Below are 20,421 nucleotides of genomic sequence, written 5' to 3' on the forward strand. Positions count from 1 at the left end.
CCACCCGCTCCCACAGGTTCATTGCTCAGCGCTGGGTCAGTGGCTGTGCTTGCCACTCAAGGCCGCGTGGAAATGCGCGCTTTGGCGCAGGTACTGCTCGGTGTAACTGTGGGTGGCGGATGCCTTGCTGCTGGTGTCGGCATGGGCGTGCGTCGGCAGCACGACCGAAGCGGAAATGGCGGAGGCGGCGATGACCGGGAAGAGATTGAAGTTCATGGGGGCTGACCTCGACTGCGGTGGTTTGACGGTGGCCCGCTTGGGCCTTGGGTCAAACTTACGCCGCTGAAGTCAGCCACAGAAATTTATTACGCTGCTAGGGATTATCACGCGTATCGATATTCACTCGATAAACTTCAAATCCGAAGGCGCCTCCTGAGGCAAGGTCTGCACCGTCTCACCCAGCATGCCAGTGCGCGGATCGCGGCGCATGACCACGATCTGGTTGCTCTTCTGGTTGGCCACCAGCAGGAAGTTTTCACTTGGGTCCAGGGCAAACTCCCGCGGGTGATCGCCCTCCACCGTGCGACGTTGCAGCAACGCCAGCTGGCCGTCGTCCTTGCTCACCCTGAACACCACGATCTCATTGGCTGTGCCGCGGTTGCTGACATACAGGAAACGCCCGTCCGCCGACAGGTGCAGGCCGCCGGCCGCCCTGGCCGCCGCCTCCTTGTGCTCGGTCAGTGGCAGGCGCTGGCGCTCGAGCAAGGCATCGTTCTGCACGTCGAACATCACGACTTCTGCGCTCATCTCCAGCGTCAGGTAGGCATGCTGCCCCTTGGCATCGAACAGCAGGTGACGCGGGCCGCTGCCCGGCGGCAGCTCGACCGATGCCGGGATCGCAGGGCTCAGCGGGCGATCGCTGCTGGCACCGTCATAGCGATAGATAAACACCCTGTCGGCCCCCAGGTCGCACGCATACAGGTGGCTGCCATCGGGCGAGAGCACCAGCGAATGCACATGGGCGCCCGCCTGGCGCTCGGGGTCGACACCACTGGGCTTGTGCCGCGCCTGTTGTACCACCGCCTTGAGCTTGCCATCCTTGGCCACCGGGACCACCACCAGGCTGCCGCCCGGATTGGGGGCGACGGCGTAGTTGGCGACGAACAGGTAGCGTTGGTCGCGGCTGAGGCTGGCGTGGGTGGGTTCGTCGCCACGGGTGGCCACCTGGTTGAGCGGCGTGATCTCACCTTTGCCGCTGATACTGAAACTGCTGACATGGCCCTGCGGCGTTTCGTTGACCGCAAACAGCTGCCGTTGGTCAGCCGAAAGCACCAGCCACGACGGGCTGACGCTCTTGACCACCTGCAGCGGCGCGGGGTCGATATGGCCAGCCTTGCTGTCGAAGGCGTAGCGGTAGATACCCTGGCTGGCGCCATCGGTGTAGCTGCCGACCAGCAGGGTGGCGGCATGGGCGGTCATCGTCAGGCTCATCAGGCTAGCGGTCAGCAGGTTCGTCCAGATTCGGTTCATCGTCTTCATCCGGCGCGCGAAAGGCACTCATACAGACTAGTCGATGCTCACCCTGGGCATCGTGCAATTGCCAGTCATCCCCCACCGCGGTGGCCGCGGCGACCTGGTCGGGGGTGAAGGTCCAACGGCGCAGTTGGCGGCCATCCATGCATTCGACCGTGAGGCCAGTTTCGTCGAAGGTGAAATCGAAGGCGTGCAGGCCGTCGATCAACAGCATGTCGCAGGTAGCGAGGGCGGTGGCGAGGGAGGACATGGGGTTACCGGTAAAAAAGTGAACCGGCATTATAGCCCTGGGCTGCTTTGCAGCCCAATCGCCGGTAGCAACCACTTGCCGGCGATCGGGCCGCAGAGCGGCCCCAGCCCCCTCAATGGGCGAAGATCGAGCCGCCCGCCTTGCCCACCATCTTCTCAGGCTTGATCAGGAACCGTGCCAGCGCCGGCAGCAGCCACAGCGCGCCGAACATGTTCCACAGCAACATGAAGGTCAGCATCAGGCCCATGTCGGCCTGGAACTTGATGGCCGAGAAGATCCAGGTGCACACGCCAATGGCCAGACACAGGCCGGTGAACAGCACGGCCTTGCCGGTCGAACGCAGGGTTTGGTAATAGGCCTCCTGCAACGGCAGGCCCGCGCGCAGGAAGCTTTCCAGGCGGCTGTAGATGTAGATGCCGTAGTCCACGCCAATGCCAACGCCCAGCGCCACCACCGGCAAGGTGGCGACCTTCACGCCAATGCCCATGAATGCCATCAGCGCATTGCCCAGCACCGAGGTCAGCACCAGGGGCAGCACGATGCACAGGGTGGCGGCAAAGGAGCGGAAGGTGATCAGGCACATCACGGCCACGCAGAGGTACACCAGCACCAGGATCGTCAACTCGGCCGAGCGGATCACATCGTTGGTGGCCGCCTCGATGCCGGCGTTGCCAGCCGCCAGCAGGAACTGCAGCCCGTCCTTGTTGTGGCTGTCGGCAAATGCCTTGGCCACGGCGGTGACGCGCTCCAGGGTTTCTGCCTTGTGGTCGTTGAGAAACACCAGCACCGGCGCCAGCGAGCAGTCGGCGTTGTACAGGCCGTCGGCGCGGGCGATGGAGTTGTTGAGGATGTCTGGGTTGCGCGACAGAGTCTCCCACTTCAGGCTGCCCTCGTTCATGCCCTTGATCACCTGCTTGGACACGGTGACCAGGGAGATCGCCGACTGCACGCCTGGGGTGTTCTCCATGGTCCACATCAATTCGTCGATCGGTGCCATCGTCGAGTGGATCGAGCAGCTCTCTGCCGGGGTCTTGACCATGATCACCAGCACATCCGAGCTGGTCGAGTAGTTGCTGATGATGAAGTTGTTGTCCTGGTTGTAGCGTGAGTCCGGGCGCAGCTCCGGCGCGCCCTGGTCGAGGTCGCCGATCTTCAGGTTCTGGCTGTACCAGAGGCCGCCGGCAAAGGCCACCAGGGCCAGGGCCACGGACACCGGCGCCACCTTGGCACTGGCGAAGTTCGACAACAGGCGCCAGAACGGGTGCTCACGGGTAGCATCTTTCTTACTGCGCTCGATGGCCTTCTTGCTGATGCCCACGTAGGAGATCGCAACCGGCAGCAGAATCAGGTTGGTGAAGACGATCACCGCCACACCGATCGAGGCGCCGATGGCCAGTTCGCGAATCACCCCAATGTCGATGATCAACAGGGTGATGAAGCCCACCGCATCGGCCAGGATGGCGATCATCCCCGGCAGGAACAATTGGCGGAAGGTACGCCGGGCCGCGGTCAGTGCGTTGTCGGCGTCACTGGACTGCAGCGCGATGCCGTTGATCTTCTGCACCCCGTGGGAAATGCCGATGGCGAAGATCAGGAATGGCACCAGCATCGAGTACGGGTCCAGGCCAAAGCCTACCGCGTGCATCAAACCCAACTGCCAGACCACCGCCACCAGGGTGGTGATGAGCACGGCGATGGTGCTGCGGATGCACCAGGTGAACCAGTACAACAGCACCCAGGTGATGACCAGCGCCACCCCGAAGAACATCGCCACCATCACCAGGCCGTCGATCAGGTCACCGACCTTCTTCGCGAAACCGACGATGTGAATCTTCACATTGGGGTTCTGCGCCTGGAACTTGTCGCGGATTTGCGCTTCCAGTTGATGGGAGAAACGCTGGTAGTCGAGCTTGACCAGCTTGCCCGGGTCCTGTGGGTCGGGGAAGCTTTCCAGCAAGGGGATGTCGATGATGCTGGATTTGAAATTGTTGCCCACCAGGCGGCCGACCTGGCCGGACTTGAGCACGTTGTCGCGCAGGGTGTCGAGGCTCTCCTGCGAGCCATTGTAAGTATTGGGGATTACCTCGCCGCCGGAGAAGCCCTCCTCGGTGACCTCGCTCCAGCGCACGCTGGGGCTCCATAGCGACTTCAGCCCGGCCCGGTCGACGCCAGGCAGGTAGAACACCTCGTCATGGATCTGCCGCAGGGTCTCCATGTAGTCCTTGTCGAAGATGTCGCCGTTGACCGCCTCGACCGAAATGCGCACGGTGTTACCCAGGTTGGCCAGGTCGTTGCGGTGCTCCATCATCTGTTCGATGAACGGATGCTCAAGCGGGATCATCTTCTCGAAACTGGTCGAGGGGCGGATCTGCGTGGCCTGCCAGAACAGGAAGACGCTCACCAGCGCGCAGAGGGCGATGACCACGGGGCGGTTGTTGAAGATCAGGCGTTCGAGCAGTGTGGGCTTGTCCTGGTGGTGCGGGTGCATGGTGATGCTCTCTCGGCTGGTCATGGACGCACCTCCTCTGCACCATCGGCGGTGGCCAGGTGCACACCCCCCTGCCCTACCAGTACCAGGCCGCCATTGGCCAGGCCGCTGACACCGGCCAGGGCAATGCGGTCGGCGCGGTTGTACACGCTGAAGCTCTGCCCGTCATCGATGCTGCGCAACACGCTGCCACCGTTGCCCACCAGCACCAGGCTGCCATCATCGAGAAGCGTAGCGCTTGCCAGGCCGAATTCGAGGTTACCGCGGGCTGCCTTGAGTACGATCGGTTGCCAACTGTCGCCGAAATCGGTGGAGCGGAACAGGTTGCCGCGCAGGCCGTAGGCGAGCAATGTGCTGGGCTTGGCGGTCCCGATCACGCCGAACAGCGAGCCCTCGTAGGGGCTATCGACGTTGACCCAGGTCTGGCCATCGTCGGTGGAGCGGAACATGCCGCCCTGTTCGCCGACGATGAATAACCCGGCGTCCTTGACCACGGCAATGCCGTTGAGGTGCAACTGGTCGGGGTTGTCCAGGCGCTCGGCGACATCCTGCCAGTGCTGCCCGCCATCGCGGGTTTCCAGCAAGGCACCATAGGCGCCCACGCTAAAGCCATGCTGGGCATCGAGGAAGGTGACATCAAGCAACGGTGCTTCACGGGACAGGTCTTCGAACTGTTTGCTCCAGGTCGCGCCGCCATCGTTGCTGGCGAGGATCTGCGCATCATGGCCGACCGCCCAGCCACGCTTGTCGTCGAGAAAGAACACGGCGGTAAGCAGTTGTCGGGTAGGTACCCTGGCCTGAGTCCAGGTGTTGCCCTGGTCGTCGGAGAACAGAATATGGCCGCGATCGCCGACCGCCACCAGGCGCTTGCCGGCATGGGTGACATCGATCAGCAGGCTCTGGCTGGCCTTGGCCGACTCGGTGGAGTACTCGTCGGCGGCTGCGGCCTGGGCGCTTTCGGCCCACATCCCCAATGCCAGCGCTAGCATCGCGCCAGCTGCCAGCGGCCAGGCACCACGCCTGACCTGCGTCATCACCCGCTCCCTCATGACCGTCCCCTGTCTGTTCTTCTTGGTGGGTCTGTGCCTTGCAGGTACTGCGAAAACCCTGTGTTAGAGGCCTGCAATAGCTTCGGGCCATCGTAGCGGGGATGTTTGCGGGAACACAACGAGCGGGACGTTATGTTTTGTTAACCAGAATACGCTGTGCCGGCAAGCCGACGCCCACAGGGCGCACACCGTCTTGCGAGCGGTGCAGCACCTGCGGGCGCCGGTTTGCCGGGGATGGGCTGCCTGGCAGCCCCACGCGTCGCCTGAATCAGGCCAGGCTTTTGCTCACCACCTCATACACATCGCTGGACAACTCACCGGACGCCAGAATCCGCTCCAGTTCGCCCTTCATCAGCACCTGGCGCGCGTCGTCATACTTGCGCCAGCGGGTCAGCGGCGCCAGTTGACGCGAGGCAATCTGCGGGTTCAGTGCGTTCAGCTCGATCACCAGGTCAGCCAGGAAGCGGTAGCCCGAGCCATCCGCCGCGTGGAAGTTGACCAGGTTCTGCCCGGCAAAGGCGCCGATCAGTGCCCGCACCTTGTTCGGGTTCTTCAGGGTGAACGCCGGGTGCTGCATCAGCGCCTTGACCCGCGCCAGCCCACCGGGCAGGGTGCTGGCGGCCTGCACACTGAACCACTGGTCCATGACCAACGGGTTGTCCTTGAAGTGCTTGGCGAAGCTTTCCAGCGCCTTGGCGCGCTCAGCCTCGAACGGCGAGTTGACCAGCACGGCCAGCGCGGTCAGGCGCTCAGTCATGTTGTCGCAGTGCTCGAACTGCTCCAGGGTCGCCTCCAGCACCTGCGGCTTGCCGCTCTGCATCAAGTACGACAGGGCGATGTTCTGCAGGCTGCGGCGGGCAAAATGTTCGGCAGCGGCCACGTAGGCGGTGTTGCGCGACACTTCGCGGTTGGCCTGGTAGCGCGCCCACAGCGCGTCGAACAGCTGCTCGGCGATCTGCTGGCGGGCGAACTCGCGGGCGGTGTGGATGGCATCCACGTCGGCCACCTGGCTGATCTCGGTCAGGTAGGCTTCGCCTGGCAGCGAGAGCATCTCGGCGACCATGGCCGGGTCCAGCGATACGTTGCCCAGCACGGTGCCGAGCGCGGTGATCAGCCGCTGGTCGAGCCTCAGCGCTTCGCCGCGCTGGTATTGGCCGATCAGCGCCTGCAGCACCTGTACCGACAGCTGCTGGCCCGCTTCCCAGCGGTTGAAGCCATCGCTATCGTGCTGCATGAGGAACATCAGCTGGTCACGGTCGTACGGGAAGCTCAGCTTGACCGGCGCACTGAAACCGCGCAGCAGCGACGGCAGCGGCTTGGCGGCGATGTCCTGGAAAGTGAAGGTCTGCTCGGCTTCGGTCACCGACAGCACACGGGTGGTGCCAGTCGCCTGGGCTTCACCGGCCAGTTGCAGTGGCAGGTCGTTGCCAGTGGCGTCCAGCAGGCCCAGCTCTACCGGGATCACGAACGGCAGCTTCTCGGCCTTGTCCGGGGTCGGCGGGCAGCTCTGGCGGAAGGTCAGGCTGTAGGTTTGCGCGGTGGCGTCATAGGCCTCGCTGACGTCCAGGCGCGGGGTGCCGGCCTGGTTGTACCAGCGTTTGAACTGGGTAAGGTCGACGCCGTTGGCGTCTTCCATGGCCTTGATGAAGTCGTCAGTGGTCACTGCCTGGCCATCATGGCGTTCGAAGTAAAGGTCGCTGCCCTTGCGGAAACCCTCGGCGCCCAGCAGGGTGCGGACCATGCGCACCACTTCAGCGCCCTTCTCGTAAACGGTCAGGGTGTAGAAGTTGGAAATCTCGATGAAGCTGTCCGGGCGCACCGGGTGGGCCATGGGTCCTGCATCTTCGGCGAACTGGTGGGTGCGCAGGTAGGCGACGTCCTCGATGCGCTTGACCGTGCGCGAGTTCATGTCAGCGCTGAATTCGGCGTCGCGGAACACCGTGAAGCCTTCTTTGAGCGACAACTGGAACCAGTCGCGGCAGGTCACGCGGTTGCCCGACCAGTTGTGGAAATATTCGTGGGCAACCACGCCTTCGACACGCTGGTGGGCAGCATCGGTGGCGGTTTCGGCGCGGGCCAGCACGCAGCTGGAGTTGAAGATGTTCAGGCCCTTGTTTTCCATGGCGCCCATGTTGAAGTCGTTGACCGCGACGATCATGAAGATGTCCAGGTCGTACTCGCGGCCGTAGACTTCTTCATCCCAGCGCATGGACTTCTTCAGGCTGACCATGGCGTGGTCGCACTTGTCGATGTTCTCGGGTTCGACGTAGATGCGCAGGGTCACGTCGCGGCCAGACTGGCGCACGAAGGTGTCCTCGACACACCAGAGGTCACCGGCGACCAGGGCGAACAGGTAGGCCGGCTTCATGAACGGGTCTTCCCAGGTCGCCCAGTGGCGGCCGTCTTCAGCCGGGCCGCTGCCAACAGGGTTACCGTTGGACAGCAACACCGGGTAGCGGTGCTGCTCGGCGATCACCGTGGTGGTGAAGGTGCTCATGACGTCAGGGCGGTCGAGGTAGTAGGTGATCTTGCGGAAACCCTCGGCCTCGCACTGGGTGCAGAACATCTTGCCGGACTTGTACAGGCCTTCGAGCGCGGTGTTGCGCTCGGGGTGGATCTTGACGCTGGTGTCCAGGGTGAAGCGCTCGGCCTTGGGGTGCACGGTCAGGCTGTCGGCTTCGAGCTGGTAGTCGCTGACTTGCAGTTCCTGGTCGTCCAGGGAGGCGCGCAACAGTTCCAGCTGCTGGCCGTCGAGCACCAGCGGCGGCAGCCCGGCACCGCGTGCCGGGTTACGGCGCATGACCAGTTGCGCATGGACCAGCGTGTGGTCCTCGAACAGCTCGAAGGTCAGGTGCGTCTCATCGATCAGGTACTCGGGCGCCTGGTAGTCCTTGAGGTAGATCACTTGCGGTTGTTCGGTACGCATGTGCAGGTCCTTTTTACTGGAGCACGGCCAACTGGTAGGCCGTGTACTTGCGAATATTGATCACGCCGGTGTCGAAGATCAGGTACTGGCCCTTGATGCCCAGCAGCGTGCCTTCCACCACCGGGTCCTTGTCGAGGTTGAAGCTGACGATCTTTTTCGGATACGCCTCGACCGGGTATTTCATCTGCACCACTTCGGCGTCGGGCAGTGGCTGGATCGCCTGCAGGCCGAAGCGCCCCTGCAGCGCGCGCAGGCCGTCGGCACAGGCGTCGAAGATCTGTTCACGGGTGGCCACCAGGTCGAGCACCTCGGCATCACCCTTGAGCAGCGTGCGCCAGTTGGTACGGTCCGGTACCTGGCTGCGCAGCAGGTCTTCGACCAGGCCGGATTGCTGGCGGGTGGCCACGCGCATGATCGGCAACGCCTGGCTGGCACCCTGGTCGAGCCAGCGGGTGGGCAACTGGGTGGCCCGGGTGATACCGACCTTGATCCCTGAGGAATTGGCCAGGTAGACCACGTGGTCGGTCATGCAGAACTGTTCGCCCCAAGACGGTTCACGGCAGGTACCGGCGTCATAGTGGCAACGTTCGGGGGCCATGATGCACACGTCACACTGCGCCAGTTTGGTCATGCACGGGTAACAGTACCCCTGGCTGAAGCTGGTCTTGGTGCGCTTGCCGCAATGGCTGCAGTGAATAGCGCCCAGGTACTCCAGGCGCAGGCGCTGGCCGATCAGCGGGTTGACCGGCACCTGCGTGTCATCCAGGCGCAAGCTGTACTGCACCACGGGGGCGTCCAGGCTTACCGCCATCTTGCTCAAAGAGCCACGAGCGAGTTCGATCAATGTACCGAGTCCGATTTGAACAGAATGTTGGGAATCGGTGCGGACTTCGATGCGCACTCCTGCGGGCCCATGTAGCCGGTGCGCTGGTCTTCGGGCAGGTTCTTCATCTCCCAGGCGATCACGGCCTGCAGCGACAACTCTTTCTGCTCGGGGGTGAGCCTGCGGCCGTCGGACCATTTGCCGATCTCTACGGCCGTTTTCAGGCTTTCGTAGATTTCCGGGGTAATGTTTTCGATCATTTGCGCGAACGTGGACATAGCGTCTCCTAAATCAAGCGGACAGTTTACGCCGGGCCAGCGCCCCGCCCAAGAGGCCCGTCAGGCATCCGATGAGCAACCCGCCGACGTGGGCGGCGTTGGCGATCTGCCCGAAACCGAGTTGGCCGACCACGCCCGTCAGGCAGATGACCAGCCAGATGAGCATCATCACCAGCACGCCCTTGGGCAGGCTGAAGTAGCGGTTGGGTGCCAGCCACTGGTACAGCCAGACGTGCCCAAGCAGCCCGTACAGTACGCCGGACAGCCCACCGAACAGGCTCGGGCCGCTGGTGTAGTGCTGGGCCAGGTTGGACACCAGGCTGAACAACAGGGTCAGGCCGAGCAGCAGCCAGGAGCCCTGGCGCAGTTCGATACGCTTGCCCAGTTCCCAGTACCACAGGCCATTCATGGCCAGGTGCAGCACACCGAAGTGCAGCAGCATCGGCGACACCAGGCGCCACCACTGGCCCTCGGCCAGGCCTTGGGCCAGCGGCGTGAAGTGCAGGTACTCGCCCTGGACGCGGAAGTCGAGGAACGTGAACCAGCTGATGGTGGCAAGGTTGTCGCCCAGGCCAGTAAGGCCGGCAACGATCAGACAGAGGAACAGCACGCTGGCCGTAACCTTGCAGGCGCGGGCCTGTTCAGCCAGTGTCGGCCCTTTCGCCGGCAAGCTGGCTCCCATAGGGTCGGTAGCAGGCTCGATGTCGGCGTTCCCGTCGGGGAAGCGCTGGTACAGCTGGAGGACATCGGCGGCCATGGTTTCCGGGGCCCAGAGGACCTGGACCTCACCCTCCTCGCTGACCCGATGGGGGACCTGCAGGCGTTGCAACAGTTTGACGAAGCCGCTGAGGTCGACCGACAGCGGCAGGCGCATCACTTCGACGATATTCATTGATTGGCCTGCGGTCGGTCGACGTCCACCCACACGAACTTGTGCGGGTCGATACGGGTTTCATCATCCAGCCGATAGGCCACCAGCTTGCCGTACAGCACCGCGCTGTAGTCCAGGCACGCCAGGTTGGCGCGGATCGGCGCCGGGCGGCCGCTGCGCCAGTAATGGCCGACGAACAGCAACGGTTCATCCTCGGCATAGCGTAGCAAGGCATTTTTGTCGGTGTGGCTGAGCGGCGTGCGGGCCACTTCATCGGGCAGCGCGTCGGGCTGGAAGACGATGTCGCCGTAGGTCTGCGGGTCTTCTTCCCAGAACTTGGTGCGGAAGAAGGCGCGGGTCAGGCCATCGCCACCGGTCAGCGTCAGGCCATCCGGCAGGCGCATGTCGGTGCCGCGCAGCAGGCGGTTGCACACGGTGGCGGCGAAGCTGCCGGACACTGCCGAAGCCTGGATGAAATGGGGGTCGATGCGCCCGTCAGGGTATTGCTGGCGCAGGGGCTCGATCAGCCGTGGGTCCCAGCAGGCATGCACCAGGCGGAAACGCCCGGCGTCGACGAACAGCGGCATGTCGTAAAACCACTGGAGGAAGTCGTGCCAGTCGCCGGGGTGCTGGGCAAACTGGGCGAGCGTTTCGTCGATCAACCTGGCATGGCGAGGCGTGTGCTCGCGCACGAAGGCCTTGCCGCTGCCAGGCAGCGCCGGGGTAACCCAGCCCAGGGCGTTGTACTCATGGTTGCCCATGATGCAGAACGCCTGGCCGGCCTCGACCATGTCGTGGACGATGTGCAGCGCTTCGCGTATGCGCGGGCCGCGGTCGACGATGTCGCCAAGGAACAGCGCCTGGCGCCGCGGGTGGCGCCACACGCCGCCGACACGCTTGTAGCCCAGGGCGTCGAGCAGGCGTTCGAGGGTCAGCGCACAGCCGTGCACGTCGCCGATGATGTCGAAACTTCGCGCCGGATCGAGCATCAGTCGTCCCTGCCTCCCAGGCGGCTGCCCCAGCCGAGCTTGGTGCGGCAAACCTCGTAGTAGTTGTGGTCGAGCGGGTGGATCAGGCGCAGTTTCTGCGGTTTCTTGCTGACCGTGATGGTGTCGCCGGGGGCGCAGGTGAAATGGTTCTGGCCGTCACACGAGACCTGCGGGTAGATCTGCAGGTCCTTGGACACCACGATCTTCAGCTCGCTGTTGCCATCGACCACGATGGGCCGGCCTGACAGGGTGTGCGGGTACATCGGCACGATGACGATGGCATCGAGCTTGGGGTGCATGATCGGGCCACCGGCCGACAAGGCATAGGCCGTCGAGCCGGTCGGGGTGGCGACGATCAGGCCGTCGGCCTTCTGGCTGCAGACGAACTGGCCGTCGATGTAGATCTCGAACTCGATCATCCGTGTCGACTTGCCCGGGTGCAGGACCACGTCGTTGAGCGCGTCACCCTGGCCGATGGCCTCGTGGTGGCGGCGCACCTCGGCCTGCAGCAGGAAGCGGTTCTCGACCAGGTAATGGCCGTCGAGCACTTCAGCGACCTTTTCTTCCAGCTCGTCGGGGCGGATATCGGTGAGAAAACCCAGGTTGCCACGGTTGATGCCCAGCACCGGGATGTTATGCCGGGCCAGGGCGCGGGCGGCGCCAAGCAGGCTGCCGTCGCCACCGACCACGATGACCAGGTCACAGACTTCGCCCAGCAGCTTGCGCGTTGAGGTTTGCAAGCCATGGCCTGGCAGCACTTCGGCGATGGTGTCCTCGAGAATCACGTGCAGATGGCGCTCGAGGAGGAATTTTTTCAGTCGGCGAATGGTGTCCAGCACCTGCGAGCTGCCAAGGCGGCCGATGATACCGATATTGCGAAATTGCTCCATGGGGCTCCTGCGAGGCTCTGCGGCGGGGTGACTATGCCGCGATTATGGGCGAAACGACCGGGCAGCGGCAAACCGGCTATGCTCGCAGCATGATGCCATTCACCCAACTTCACGACTTGCCCCGCCAGTTGCGCCGCCCGGCCGTGCGTGACCTGGCCTGGGCCCTGCTGTCGCCCCCGCTGCTGAGCGCCCCGCCCTGCCCCCAGCGCCACCCGCTGACAGGCAGCGCGTGGGCGGATGACCCGCAACGGCTGGTGGACTGGTTGCAGGCTCTGGACAGCGACGACCAGCCCTTGCGTGACTGGCTGGCGAAAATCACCAGTCGGCGCCTGGGCCTGTACTACGAAGGGCTGTGGCAATTCGCCCTCGGCCAGGCACCCGGGATCGAACTGCTGGCGGCCAACCTGGCGATCCGCTCCAGCGCACGGACCCTGGGCGAGCTGGATATCCTGCTGCGCGACCGGGACGGCACGCACCACCTGGAACTGGCGATCAAGCTGTACCTGGGGCCAACGCACGCCTCAGGGAGTGACCCGGCGCAGTGGCTCGGACCGGGCTGCCACGACCGGTTGGGCAGCAAGCTGGCGCACGTGGCGGGGCATCAGCTGCCCATGTCCAGTGACGCGCAGAGCCGCGAGGCGCTGGCCAGGGTGGGCGTGCAGCAGGTGCAGGCCCATCTGTGGCTTGCGGGTTATCTGTTCTATCCCTGGCCAGGGCATGCTGCCCCGCCCGAGGGCGCCAATCCGCTGCACCTGCGGGGGCGCTGGGTTAGGCGGCGGGATTGGTCAATTGCCGCGGGTGAACGCTGGCAGCCCCTGCCTCGCCAGGCCTGGCTGGCGCCGGCACGGGTCGAGGCAGATGCGTGCTGGGCGGCGCAGCAGTTCGCAGCGTGGTTGCAGCTGCTGGCGCCGCATGCGCCAGCGCAGATGCTGGTCAGGCTGGAGCCAGGCTCGGATAACGCCTGGCACGAGGGCGAGCGCGTGTTTCTGGTGGCAGATAGCTGGCCGCACCTGGCCAGTGACTAGGTGTGCTTGCCCGGGTCGGCGCCGATGCAGATGACGCAATACCACGACCTGGAGCAAAGCATTATCACAATCAGCGGTTAGAGTTAGCAGTGAGCGCCGCCAAGAGCGCCACCCCGACCTGATGACGAGGAACCCCCATGGTTTCATCCACCCCTGCGATTCATTACTCGCGCCTGTCCATCGCCTTGCATTGGCTGATGCTGGTGCTGCTGGCCGCCGTCTATGCCTGCATGGAGTTTCGCGGCCTGTTCCCCAAGGACAGCGCCGAGCGCAACCTGATGAAGGACTTGCACTTCATGCTCGGCCTGAGCGTATTCGTACTGGTGTGGCTACGCCTGGCCGTACGCCTGATTCGCCCTGCGCCGCCGATCATGCCCAAGCCACCCGCCTGGCAGACCGGCCTCGCCCACCTGATGCACCTGGCCCTGTACCTGCTGATGATCGGTCTGCCGCTCGCCGGTTGGCTGATCCTCAGCGCCGCCGACAAGCCCGTGCCGTTCTATGGTTTGGAACTGCCGCACCTGATCGGCCCGGATCCGGACCAGGCCAAGTTCATCAAAGGCTGGCATGAGCGGGTGGCTACCTGGGGTTACTGGCTGATCGGCCTGCACGCCCTGGCTGGGCTTTACCACCATTACGTGCAGCGCGACAACACGCTGCTGCGCATGCTGCCCTACAAGTAACCGCGCCGGCCCTGCAGGCCACCGGTATGAAGGAAAATCAGCCGCGTGCCGGGCGCGAACAGCCCGGCGTGCACTCGCTCATGCAGGGCCAGCAGGGCTTTGCCGGTATAGAGTGCCTCTAACGGGATGCCGCTGCGGCATTCGACAGCGTCGATAAAACCCAGCAGATGCGCATCGACCTTGGCGAAGCCGCCGCGGCAAGCCTCATGCAGCTGGTAGCCGCCAGTACCCGCCAGCCGTGCCACCGCCTCAGGTACACCATGATCCAATGGCACCGCCAGGGCGCCATGCACCGCATGCCTGCCCGCCTCGGCGAGCACCAGGCCGGCCAGGGTGGTGCCAGTGCCGGCAGCCAGCCACCAGGCATGATAGTCGGGCCAGCCCAGCGTCGCCAGTTGTGCCCGCGCCTGCTCGACGATCAATGCACACCCCTGCGCCCCGGCAAAGCCTCCACCGCCTTCGGGAATGCAGTGCCAGCCGGGGTAGCGCGCCTGCCAGGGCTCCCAGAAGCGGGCTTCGTGGCGGGCGCGGTAGCCGCCGTAACCCAGCCAGTGCAGCTCCATGCCCAGCGCCTGGAGGTCACGCACCGTGGAGGTGTCCTGAGGGTGCCCGCGCAACAGGCCTGCAGTGGCGAAACCGAAGCGTTTGCCGGCAGCGGCCAGGGCGTGGAGGTGGTTGGAGTGGTTACCGCCGAGGCTGATCAGCCCGGGGGCGCCTGCTTCATGAGCGTGCAGAAGGTGGTGGCGCAGCTTGAACCATTTGTTGCCGCTGATCAGCGGGTCAATCAGGTCCAGGCGCAGGATGGCGGCTTCAACCTTGGCGCTTGTCAGCCAGGGTAGCTCGAGGCGCTGTAGAGGGGCCTGAGGAAGGTCATGGAAGCGGGTAGACATGGTTCAACGCCTGATGCGAAGGCATCAGTTTACCAGTGAAAGCCCGGTCCAAGCCCGCGCCTGCAGGTGCGCCACCCATTTCAAGGGCAGTGGCGTACCTGTCGGAGCGGGCTTGCCCCTGACTAGCTCAAAGCGCTGCTGCCAGTCGCGAGCCTTGATCGATCGCACGCTTGGCATCCAGCTCCGCCGCCACATCCGCGCCCCCGATCAGGTGTACCGACTGCCCCGCTGCCACCAACCCGTCATGCAGTTCACGCAGCGGCTCCTGCCCGGCGCAGATCACCACGTTGTCCACTGCCAGCACCTGCGGCTCGCCCTCGCCGACACGAATGTGCAGGCCCGCCTCATCGATGCCCAGGTATTCGACGCCGTTGAGCATCTGCACCTGCTTGTTCTTGAGCCCGGTACGGTGGATCCAGCCGGTGGTCTTGCCCAGGCCGTCACCGACCTTGGACGTCTTGCGCTGCAACAGGTACACCTGCCGCGCCGGCGGGTGCGGCTGGGCCTTGATGCCCGCCACCCCGCCACGCGCTTCAAGCTGGGTATCGATGCCCCATTCCTTCCAGAACGCGTCGCGGTCCTGGCTGGTCGCCACGCCCTCGTGCACCAGGTACTCCGAGACATCGAAGCCGATGCCGCCGGCACCGATGACCGCAACCGCCTCGCCGACCGGCTTGCGCTCGAGCAACACGTCCAGGTAGCTGAGCACCTTGGCATTGTCGATACCGGGGATGGCCGGTGTACGCGGCGCGATGCCGGTGGCCAAGACAATTTCATCGAAACCACCCGCCACCAGCGCCGGTACATCGACCCGGGTATTAAGGCGCAGGTCGACACCGGTGCGGTCCACCTTGTTGCGGAAATAGCGCAGGGTCTCGAAGAACTCTTCCTTGCCCGGCACCCGCTTGGCGACGTTGAACTGCCCGCCGATTTCGCCTGCGGCGTCGAACAGGGTGACCTCATGCCCGCGCTCTGCCGCCACGGTGGCCGCTGCCAGGCCTGCGGGACCCGCGCCAACCACGGCAATGCGCTTCACCGCCTGCACCGGCAGGTAATTAAGCTCGGTCTCGTGGCAGGCGCGCGGGTTGACCAGGCAACTGGTCAGCTTGCCGCCGAAGGTATGGTCCAGGCACGCCTGGTTGCAGCCGATGCAGGTGTTGATTTCGTCGCCTCGCCCTGCCGCCGCCTTGTTGACGAAGTCCGGGTCGGCCAGGAACGGCCGTGCCATCGACACCATGTCGGCATCACCCTCGGCCAGCACCTGTTCGGCCACTTCCGGGGTATTGATACGGTTGGTGGTGATCAGCGGAATGCTCACGGCGCCCCGCAGCTTGGCCGTGACTTTGCTGAACGCAGCCCGCGGCACCTTGGTGGCGATGGTCGGGATGCGCGCCTCATGCCAGCCGATACCGGTGTTGAGAAGCGTCGCACCGGCCCGCTCGATGGCCTTGGCCAGCAGCTCGATCTCCTCCCAGGTGCTCCCCCCCTCGACCAGGTCGAGCATGGACAGGCGGAAGATGATGATGAAATTCGGCCCCACCGCGTCCCGCACGCGGCTGACGATGTCCACGGCCAGGCGCATGCGGTTCTCGTAGCTGCCGCCCCAGCGGTCGGTACGGTGGTTGGTATGGGCGGCGAGGAACTGGTTGATGAAGTAGCCTTCCGACCCCATGACCTCGACGCCATCGTAGCCGGCGCGCTGGGCCAGCACGGCACAATGGACGAAGTCGGCGATCTGCTTCTCGATACCCGCCTCGTCCAGTTCCTTGGGTTTGAACGGGTTGATGGGTGCCTGAATCGCGCTAGGCGCTACCTGCCGCGGGCTATAGGCATATCGCCCGGCATGCAGGATCTGCAGGCAGATCTTGCCGCCTGCGGCATGCACGGCCTCGGTGACGATGCGGTGCTTGGCCGCTTCTTCCTCGGTGCTGAGCTTGGCCGCGCCGGAATACACACCGCCTTCATCGTTGGGCGCGATACCGCCTGTGACCATCAGCCCGACGCCGCCGCGGGCACGCTCGGCAAAGTACGCCGCCATGCGCTCGAAGCCACCAGGGCGTTCTTCCAGGCCGGTGTGCATCGAACCCATCAAGGTACGGTTGCGCAACGTGGTGAAGCCCAGGTCAAGCGGGGCCAGCAAGTGCGGATAACGGTTGGCAGCCATGGAACGGTTCCCCAGGTGGCGTGATCACGGAATGCGGAAGCCTCAGCGGGCCCCGTCGTTTGTCTGCCACCGACATTAAACAGCCGTTTGAATGCGCTCAATGATCGAAACTGACAACTTATTGATCCTCCCGCACAGCAGGTCTACCCTAGGAACCTCGTTCCCCAAGGCGCTGTACCGCTTCATGCGAAAACTTTTGGCAAGCGCCCTGGCGCTGGTAATGATCGCCGCCCTCTGCGGCTATGGCTTCTGGACCCAGCAGCGCCCGGAAGGCCACTACCTTTCCGACCTGCGCATCGAACTGGCGCTCAACCATGGCGTGCCCGGCGAGCAGGGCAACCTGCTGGGCGTCGAGCCACTGCTGTACCCCAGCGACTACCAGAACCTGCACCGTCTGCACCGCAAGCTCTCGGCCTACCTGGAACAGGCGCGTGCCCAAGGCCTGATCGGCCCACGCACGGTCGTGGTGCTGCCCGAGCACATCGGTACCTGGCTGTGGGCCCGTGGTGAAAAAAACGAGCTGTACCAGGTCACCCGCAGCCGTGAAGCCGAGCAATGGCTGGAACTGAGCAACCCGCTGCGCTATGGCTTGGCCATGTTGCGCGCCAGCGGCGATGACCGCCGCGCCGACGCCCACTTGCGCATGAAAGCCCAGCAGATGGCCAGCGATTACCAACAGCTGTTCGGCGGCCTGGCCCGCGAGTTCGGCGTGACCCTGGTGGCCGGCTCCATCGTGCTGCCCGCCCCCTACGTCGAACAAGGTGTGCTGCACGCTGGCAGCGGCCCGTTGTTCAACAGCAGCCTGGTGTTTGCCGGTGACGGTTCGTTACTGGGCCAGCCCCAGCGCCAACAGTTTCCCGACAGCGAAGTGCGCCGCTTTATCCATGACGGCCGCCAGCAACCGCTTCAGGTCCTGCAGACCCCTGCAGGGCGCCTGGGTGTATTGATTGGCAGCGACAGCTGGTACCCGGAAAACCACCAGCAGCTGCAACGGCAACAGGTGCAGTTGATCGCCAACCCTGTATTTCTCAGCGGCAAAGGCAGCTGGGAGGCGCCGTGGCGTGGCAACCGCCATCAGGACGCCGCCGCCGAGCTGGCCCTGCAGCGGGGCGAGGTTAGCGAGCAGACGGCCTGGCAACGCCTTACCCAGGCCGCTGGCGAAGGCGTCAGCAGCATGAGCGTATTCATGCGTGGCCAGTTCTGGGAACAGGGCAGCGACGGCCAGGGCTTTGCCCTCCAGGCGGGCGAGTTACTGGCCGGGCCGCCGAGCCACGGCGCACGCCTGCTGAACGTGTGGTTATAAGCGCATGGCCCGCCCCCGCATGCGCCTGGGCGATCTGTCGGTCGGTTTCGTTCAGCCCCTGGCCGAGGCGCTGCGCGGCCTGGGCCATGACCCATCACCGTTGTTGCGCCGCTATGGGCTGGACGCGCCCCGCCTGGCCGAAGCCAGTGCGCGCCTGTCGATACCCCGTTACATGCACCTTGGCCATGCGGCCATTGAACTGTGCGGGGAGCCCGCTCTTGGTTTACACATGGGACGCCTCAGCCGGCTGGCCCACGCCGGCCTTGCAGGTATCACGGCGGCCCAGGCCCCTACCTTGGGCGAAGCTGCACGCACGCTGTTGCGTTTCGAGCCGCTGTACGCTGCCAACTACCGCGGCCATTCAAGCTTTCAGGAAGATGCCCAGGGGGCTTGGCTGCGCTTCTACTCGATCAGCCCCTACAACGCCTACAACCGCTTTGTGGTCGACTCGCTGCTGAGCGGCTGGCTGGCGCAACTTGCGGCTCTGGCCGGTGTTGCCTTGCAGGCGGAACGCCTGGAGATCGAATTCCAGCCCCCCTCTTATGCCGCCCAGTACCAGCCCTTGTGCAGCACTGCAGTGCAATTTGGCGCCAGTGCCAACCAACTGCGCCTGAGCCGTGCAACGCTGGCGCTGAGCAACCCTCAGCATTGCCCCAGTACCTGGCAGCATCTGCTGCAACTGTGCGAAGCAGAACTGCTTCAACGCACGCGGGTGCGTAGCCTGGGCGAACGCATCACGCACCTGCTGGGGCCCTTGCTCAACGGTGGCCGCGAACCTGATCTGGAGGAAGTGGCGCTGCACCTGCAACTGCCCACGTGGACCTTGCGGCGCAAACTGGCAGAAGAAGGCACGCGCTTTCGCAGCCTGCTCAACGATACCCGACGCGACCTGGCCGAAACCTACATCCGTGATACGGAACTGGCCTTTGGCGAGATCGCCTATTTGTTGGGGTTCGCATCGGCAGAAGCCTTCCAGCGCGCATTCAAGCGCTGGACAGGCCTTACGCCAGGGGAGTTTCGCCGCAGCCAGCGGCAGGCGGGTTAAAGCTCGGTGGCATCGTCAGCAGGTTCTGGGGTGTCCAGCTCATAGGCCTGGTATTCGAGCAGCTCTTCCTGATAGTCGTCCATTGCCCTGCGTCCTCTTCACTCATGTTCTTCGTAAGGTCATGCCTTCAACCTAGGCAGGTTGGATGAAGGCATGATGACAAGCGTATGAGTGGTAAACGTAGCAGGTGTTCTGGACGTTATTGCCGTTGATCTGTAACAGCGAATGAAACCCGCTAGCGGGCCAGCGCACTGCCAGCCGTTCACTGGGCCGGCGGTGCGCCTTCGGTGGGCTGCGGCTCTTGCTGCACCTGAATGGGCGCGGGTGCGGCCGGCGGTGCTACGGGCTTTGACCCCTGGCTGTCATCCACTGCTGGCGCTATGGCCGCTTCGTTTGCCGGTGAGGCTACCGCAGGCGCCGGTGCAGGAACGGGGGCAGGAGCAGCCAATGCTGCTGGGGCAACTGCAGGGGCAGCGACAGGTGCCGCGGAGACCTGTTCCGGCAGCCCAAGATCAGGCGCGGGTTTTTCGACCTTCGGCGCAGGCGCCTCAGCCTTGGCCTTGCTGACCTTTCTCGGTTTCGGCAGGTAGCTCTCGACCAGGGCAAAGTACCGTTCGTAAAACTGCGGCGCAGTCACCGTCTCGCTCGCGACCTTGACCATGGAGTCATCGCTGGAGCCGATCGGCATCGATACCGAACCCAGTACCCCTACGCCGAGGCTGGCCGAGGTATTGGACTTTTTCAGGGCGTAACGGTCCTGCAGGGCATTGGCGAACATCGTCGAGCGCTGCTCGTCACTGCTGTCCGGTGCACAGGTCACGCTGAAGCTGATTTGCAGGTGGTTTTCGCTGTTTTGCTGGAAGCTCTTGTTACCGGCGATCTGGCTCGGGCCACTGCTGGTGATGATGTAACCCTGGCTCAGCAGCGCGCGCCGGGCAGCCTCGCACGAGCCGGCATCACTCACCGGGAAACTGCGGGAGAACGTCCCGGAGTCGTCGAAGTTTTCGTGCTCGTAGATGGCGGTTTTTTTCGAAGAGCAACCGGACAAGCCCGCCAGCACCAGGGCCAGCCCGAGCGCACCAAAGACGGATGATCTGGTCATTGCGAATTCCGGGAAAGTCGAGAGGTGCCTATTGTGCATCACAGCGCACGGACACTGAAACCGTTCATCAGTGAAGAGTGTGTCAGCTTGGTGTAAAGCTGGCTCCTCCCGCACGATGACAGGACGCAGAAACGAAAAAAGCGACCCTAAGGTCGCTTTTCACGTTGCTTCG

18 protein-coding genes are annotated in these 20,421 nt (G+C 64.2%); 4 read left to right on the forward strand and 14 right to left on the reverse strand.

Going from position 1 to position 20,421, the window contains the following annotated elements; all coding sequences use genetic code 11:
- Positions 1 to 36 precede the first annotated feature (36 nt).
- From APH34_RS18280 to APH34_RS18330, 11 genes are all read right to left on the reverse strand, one after another.
- Positions 37 to 216: a hypothetical protein gene (locus APH34_RS18280; protein WP_054902354.1), complete on the reverse strand. Its 180-nt coding sequence runs from the start codon at positions 214 to 216 to the stop codon at positions 37 to 39.
- 123 nt (positions 217 to 339) lie between these two features.
- Positions 340 to 1,470, reverse strand: coding sequence for a lactonase family protein (locus tag APH34_RS18285; protein WP_054902355.1), 1,131 nt, complete (start codon positions 1,468 to 1,470; stop codon positions 340 to 342).
- On the reverse strand, positions 1,436 to 1,723 hold the full coding sequence (locus APH34_RS18290) for a DUF5629 family protein (RefSeq protein WP_054902356.1): 288 nt from the start codon (positions 1,721 to 1,723) through the stop codon (positions 1,436 to 1,438). The genes APH34_RS18285 and APH34_RS18290 overlap by 35 nt, the downstream gene beginning before the upstream one ends.
- Before the next feature lie 112 nt (positions 1,724 to 1,835).
- Positions 1,836 to 4,211: an RND family transporter gene (locus APH34_RS18295; protein WP_054902382.1), complete on the reverse strand. Its 2,376-nt coding sequence runs from the start codon at positions 4,209 to 4,211 to the stop codon at positions 1,836 to 1,838.
- Positions 4,212 to 4,231: 20 nt separating this feature from the next.
- Complete coding sequence (locus APH34_RS18300) at positions 4,232 to 5,260, reverse strand: YCF48-related protein (protein ID WP_054902357.1); 1,029 nt, start codon at positions 5,258 to 5,260, stop codon at positions 4,232 to 4,234.
- A gap of 268 nt (positions 5,261 to 5,528) precedes the next feature.
- On the reverse strand, positions 5,529 to 8,186 hold the full coding sequence (gene pepN / locus APH34_RS18305; protein ID WP_054902358.1) for an aminopeptidase N: 2,658 nt from the start codon (positions 8,184 to 8,186) through the stop codon (positions 5,529 to 5,531).
- A gap of 13 nt (positions 8,187 to 8,199) precedes the next feature.
- Positions 8,200 to 9,030 (reverse strand): DUF2797 domain-containing protein, encoded by an 831-nt coding sequence (locus APH34_RS18310; RefSeq protein ID WP_054902359.1) that lies wholly within the window; start codon positions 9,028 to 9,030, stop codon positions 8,200 to 8,202.
- Positions 9,027 to 9,287, reverse strand: coding sequence for a YeaC family protein (locus tag APH34_RS18315; protein WP_054902360.1), 261 nt, complete (start codon positions 9,285 to 9,287; stop codon positions 9,027 to 9,029). The genes APH34_RS18310 and APH34_RS18315 overlap by 4 nt, the downstream gene beginning before the upstream one ends.
- A gap of 13 nt (positions 9,288 to 9,300) precedes the next feature.
- Entirely contained in the window at positions 9,301 to 10,179 is an 879-nt protein-coding gene (locus APH34_RS18320; protein ID WP_054902361.1) for a rhomboid family intramembrane serine protease, read from the reverse strand.
- Entirely contained in the window at positions 10,176 to 11,147 is a 972-nt protein-coding gene (locus tag APH34_RS18325) for a metallophosphoesterase (protein WP_054902362.1), read from the reverse strand. Before APH34_RS18325 ends, APH34_RS18320 begins: the two co-directional genes overlap by 4 nt.
- Positions 11,147 to 12,037, reverse strand: coding sequence for an NAD(+) kinase (locus APH34_RS18330; RefSeq protein ID WP_023632574.1), 891 nt, complete (start codon positions 12,035 to 12,037; stop codon positions 11,147 to 11,149). Before APH34_RS18330 ends, APH34_RS18325 begins: the two co-directional genes overlap by 1 nt.
- Before the next feature lie 44 nt (positions 12,038 to 12,081).
- Here APH34_RS18330 and APH34_RS18335 point away from each other — a divergent pair, with 44 nt between their 5' ends.
- Positions 12,082 to 13,062, forward strand: coding sequence for a DUF1853 family protein (locus APH34_RS18335; RefSeq protein ID WP_054902363.1), 981 nt, complete (start codon positions 12,082 to 12,084; stop codon positions 13,060 to 13,062).
- A 137-nt stretch (positions 13,063 to 13,199) separates the two neighbouring features.
- Positions 13,200 to 13,745, forward strand: coding sequence for a cytochrome b (locus APH34_RS18340; RefSeq protein WP_054902364.1), 546 nt, complete (start codon positions 13,200 to 13,202; stop codon positions 13,743 to 13,745).
- On the opposite strand, the gene APH34_RS18345 is transcribed toward APH34_RS18340, so the two are convergent.
- Positions 13,736 to 14,635 (reverse strand): 1-aminocyclopropane-1-carboxylate deaminase/D-cysteine desulfhydrase, encoded by a 900-nt coding sequence (locus tag APH34_RS18345; RefSeq protein WP_054902365.1) that lies wholly within the window; start codon positions 14,633 to 14,635, stop codon positions 13,736 to 13,738. The genes APH34_RS18340 and APH34_RS18345 overlap by 10 nt on opposite strands.
- A 127-nt stretch (positions 14,636 to 14,762) precedes the next feature.
- Positions 14,763 to 16,799, reverse strand: coding sequence for an NADPH-dependent 2,4-dienoyl-CoA reductase (locus tag APH34_RS18350; RefSeq protein ID WP_054902366.1), 2,037 nt, complete (start codon positions 16,797 to 16,799; stop codon positions 14,763 to 14,765).
- A 184-nt stretch (positions 16,800 to 16,983) separates the two neighbouring features.
- On the opposite strand from APH34_RS18350, the gene APH34_RS18355 reads away from it, so the two are divergent.
- Positions 16,984 to 18,102, forward strand: coding sequence for a nitrilase-related carbon-nitrogen hydrolase (locus APH34_RS18355; protein ID WP_054902383.1), 1,119 nt, complete (start codon positions 16,984 to 16,986; stop codon positions 18,100 to 18,102).
- Between the two features lie 4 nt (positions 18,103 to 18,106).
- The gene (locus APH34_RS18360) at positions 18,107 to 19,147 is read left to right on the forward strand and encodes an AraC family transcriptional regulator (protein ID WP_054902367.1); all 1,041 of its coding nucleotides are present in this window, start codon (positions 18,107 to 18,109) and stop codon (positions 19,145 to 19,147) included.
- Positions 19,148 to 19,409: 262 nt separating this feature from the next.
- Here the strand turns inward: APH34_RS18360 and APH34_RS18365 are convergent, their stop codons facing one another.
- The gene (locus APH34_RS18365) at positions 19,410 to 20,249 is read right to left on the reverse strand and encodes a DUF2242 domain-containing protein (RefSeq protein ID WP_054902368.1); all 840 of its coding nucleotides are present in this window, start codon (positions 20,247 to 20,249) and stop codon (positions 19,410 to 19,412) included.
- Positions 20,250 to 20,421: the final 172 nt, after the last annotated feature.

It is taken from the genome of Pseudomonas sp. NBRC 111131, from assembly GCF_001320525.1.
Classification (GTDB): domain Bacteria; phylum Pseudomonadota; class Gammaproteobacteria; order Pseudomonadales; family Pseudomonadaceae; genus Aquipseudomonas; species Aquipseudomonas ceruminis.

Bases quoted from the DNA above. Each gene is read 5' to 3' on its own strand.
- APH34_RS18280 (WP_054902354.1), bottom strand. From the start codon at position 216: ATGAACTTCAATCTCTTCCCGGTCATCGCCGCCTCCGCCATTTCCGCT.
- APH34_RS18285 (WP_054902355.1), bottom strand. From the start codon at position 1,470: ATGAACCGAATCTGGACGAACCTGCTGACCGCTAGCCTGATGAGCCTG.
- APH34_RS18290 (WP_054902356.1), bottom strand. From the start codon at position 1,723: ATGTCCTCCCTCGCCACCGCCCTCGCTACCTGCGACATGCTGTTGATC.
- APH34_RS18295 (WP_054902382.1), bottom strand. From the start codon at position 4,211: ATGCACCCGCACCACCAGGACAAGCCCACACTGCTCGAACGCCTGATC.
- APH34_RS18300 (WP_054902357.1), bottom strand. From the start codon at position 5,260: ATGAGGGAGCGGGTGATGACGCAGGTCAGGCGTGGTGCCTGGCCGCTG.
- pepN (WP_054902358.1), bottom strand. From the start codon at position 8,186: ATGCGTACCGAACAACCGCAAGTGATCTACCTCAAGGACTACCAGGCG.
- APH34_RS18315 (WP_054902360.1), bottom strand. From the start codon at position 9,287: ATGTCCACGTTCGCGCAAATGATCGAAAACATTACCCCGGAAATCTAC.
- APH34_RS18320 (WP_054902361.1), bottom strand. From the start codon at position 10,179: ATGAATATCGTCGAAGTGATGCGCCTGCCGCTGTCGGTCGACCTCAGC.
- APH34_RS18325 (WP_054902362.1), bottom strand. From the start codon at position 11,147: ATGCTCGATCCGGCGCGAAGTTTCGACATCATCGGCGACGTGCACGGC.
- APH34_RS18330 (WP_023632574.1), bottom strand. From the start codon at position 12,037: ATGGAGCAATTTCGCAATATCGGTATCATCGGCCGCCTTGGCAGCTCG.
- APH34_RS18335 (WP_054902363.1), top strand. From the start codon at position 12,082: ATGGGCGAAACGACCGGGCAGCGGCAAACCGGCTATGCTCGCAGCATG.
- APH34_RS18340 (WP_054902364.1), top strand. From the start codon at position 13,200: ATGGTTTCATCCACCCCTGCGATTCATTACTCGCGCCTGTCCATCGCC.
- APH34_RS18345 (WP_054902365.1), bottom strand. From the start codon at position 14,635: ATGTCTACCCGCTTCCATGACCTTCCTCAGGCCCCTCTACAGCGCCTC.
- APH34_RS18350 (WP_054902366.1), bottom strand. From the start codon at position 16,799: ATGGCTGCCAACCGTTATCCGCACTTGCTGGCCCCGCTTGACCTGGGC.
- APH34_RS18355 (WP_054902383.1), top strand. From the start codon at position 16,984: ATGCGAAAACTTTTGGCAAGCGCCCTGGCGCTGGTAATGATCGCCGCC.
- APH34_RS18360 (WP_054902367.1), top strand. From the start codon at position 18,107: ATGGCCCGCCCCCGCATGCGCCTGGGCGATCTGTCGGTCGGTTTCGTT.
- APH34_RS18365 (WP_054902368.1), bottom strand. From the start codon at position 20,249: ATGACCAGATCATCCGTCTTTGGTGCGCTCGGGCTGGCCCTGGTGCTG.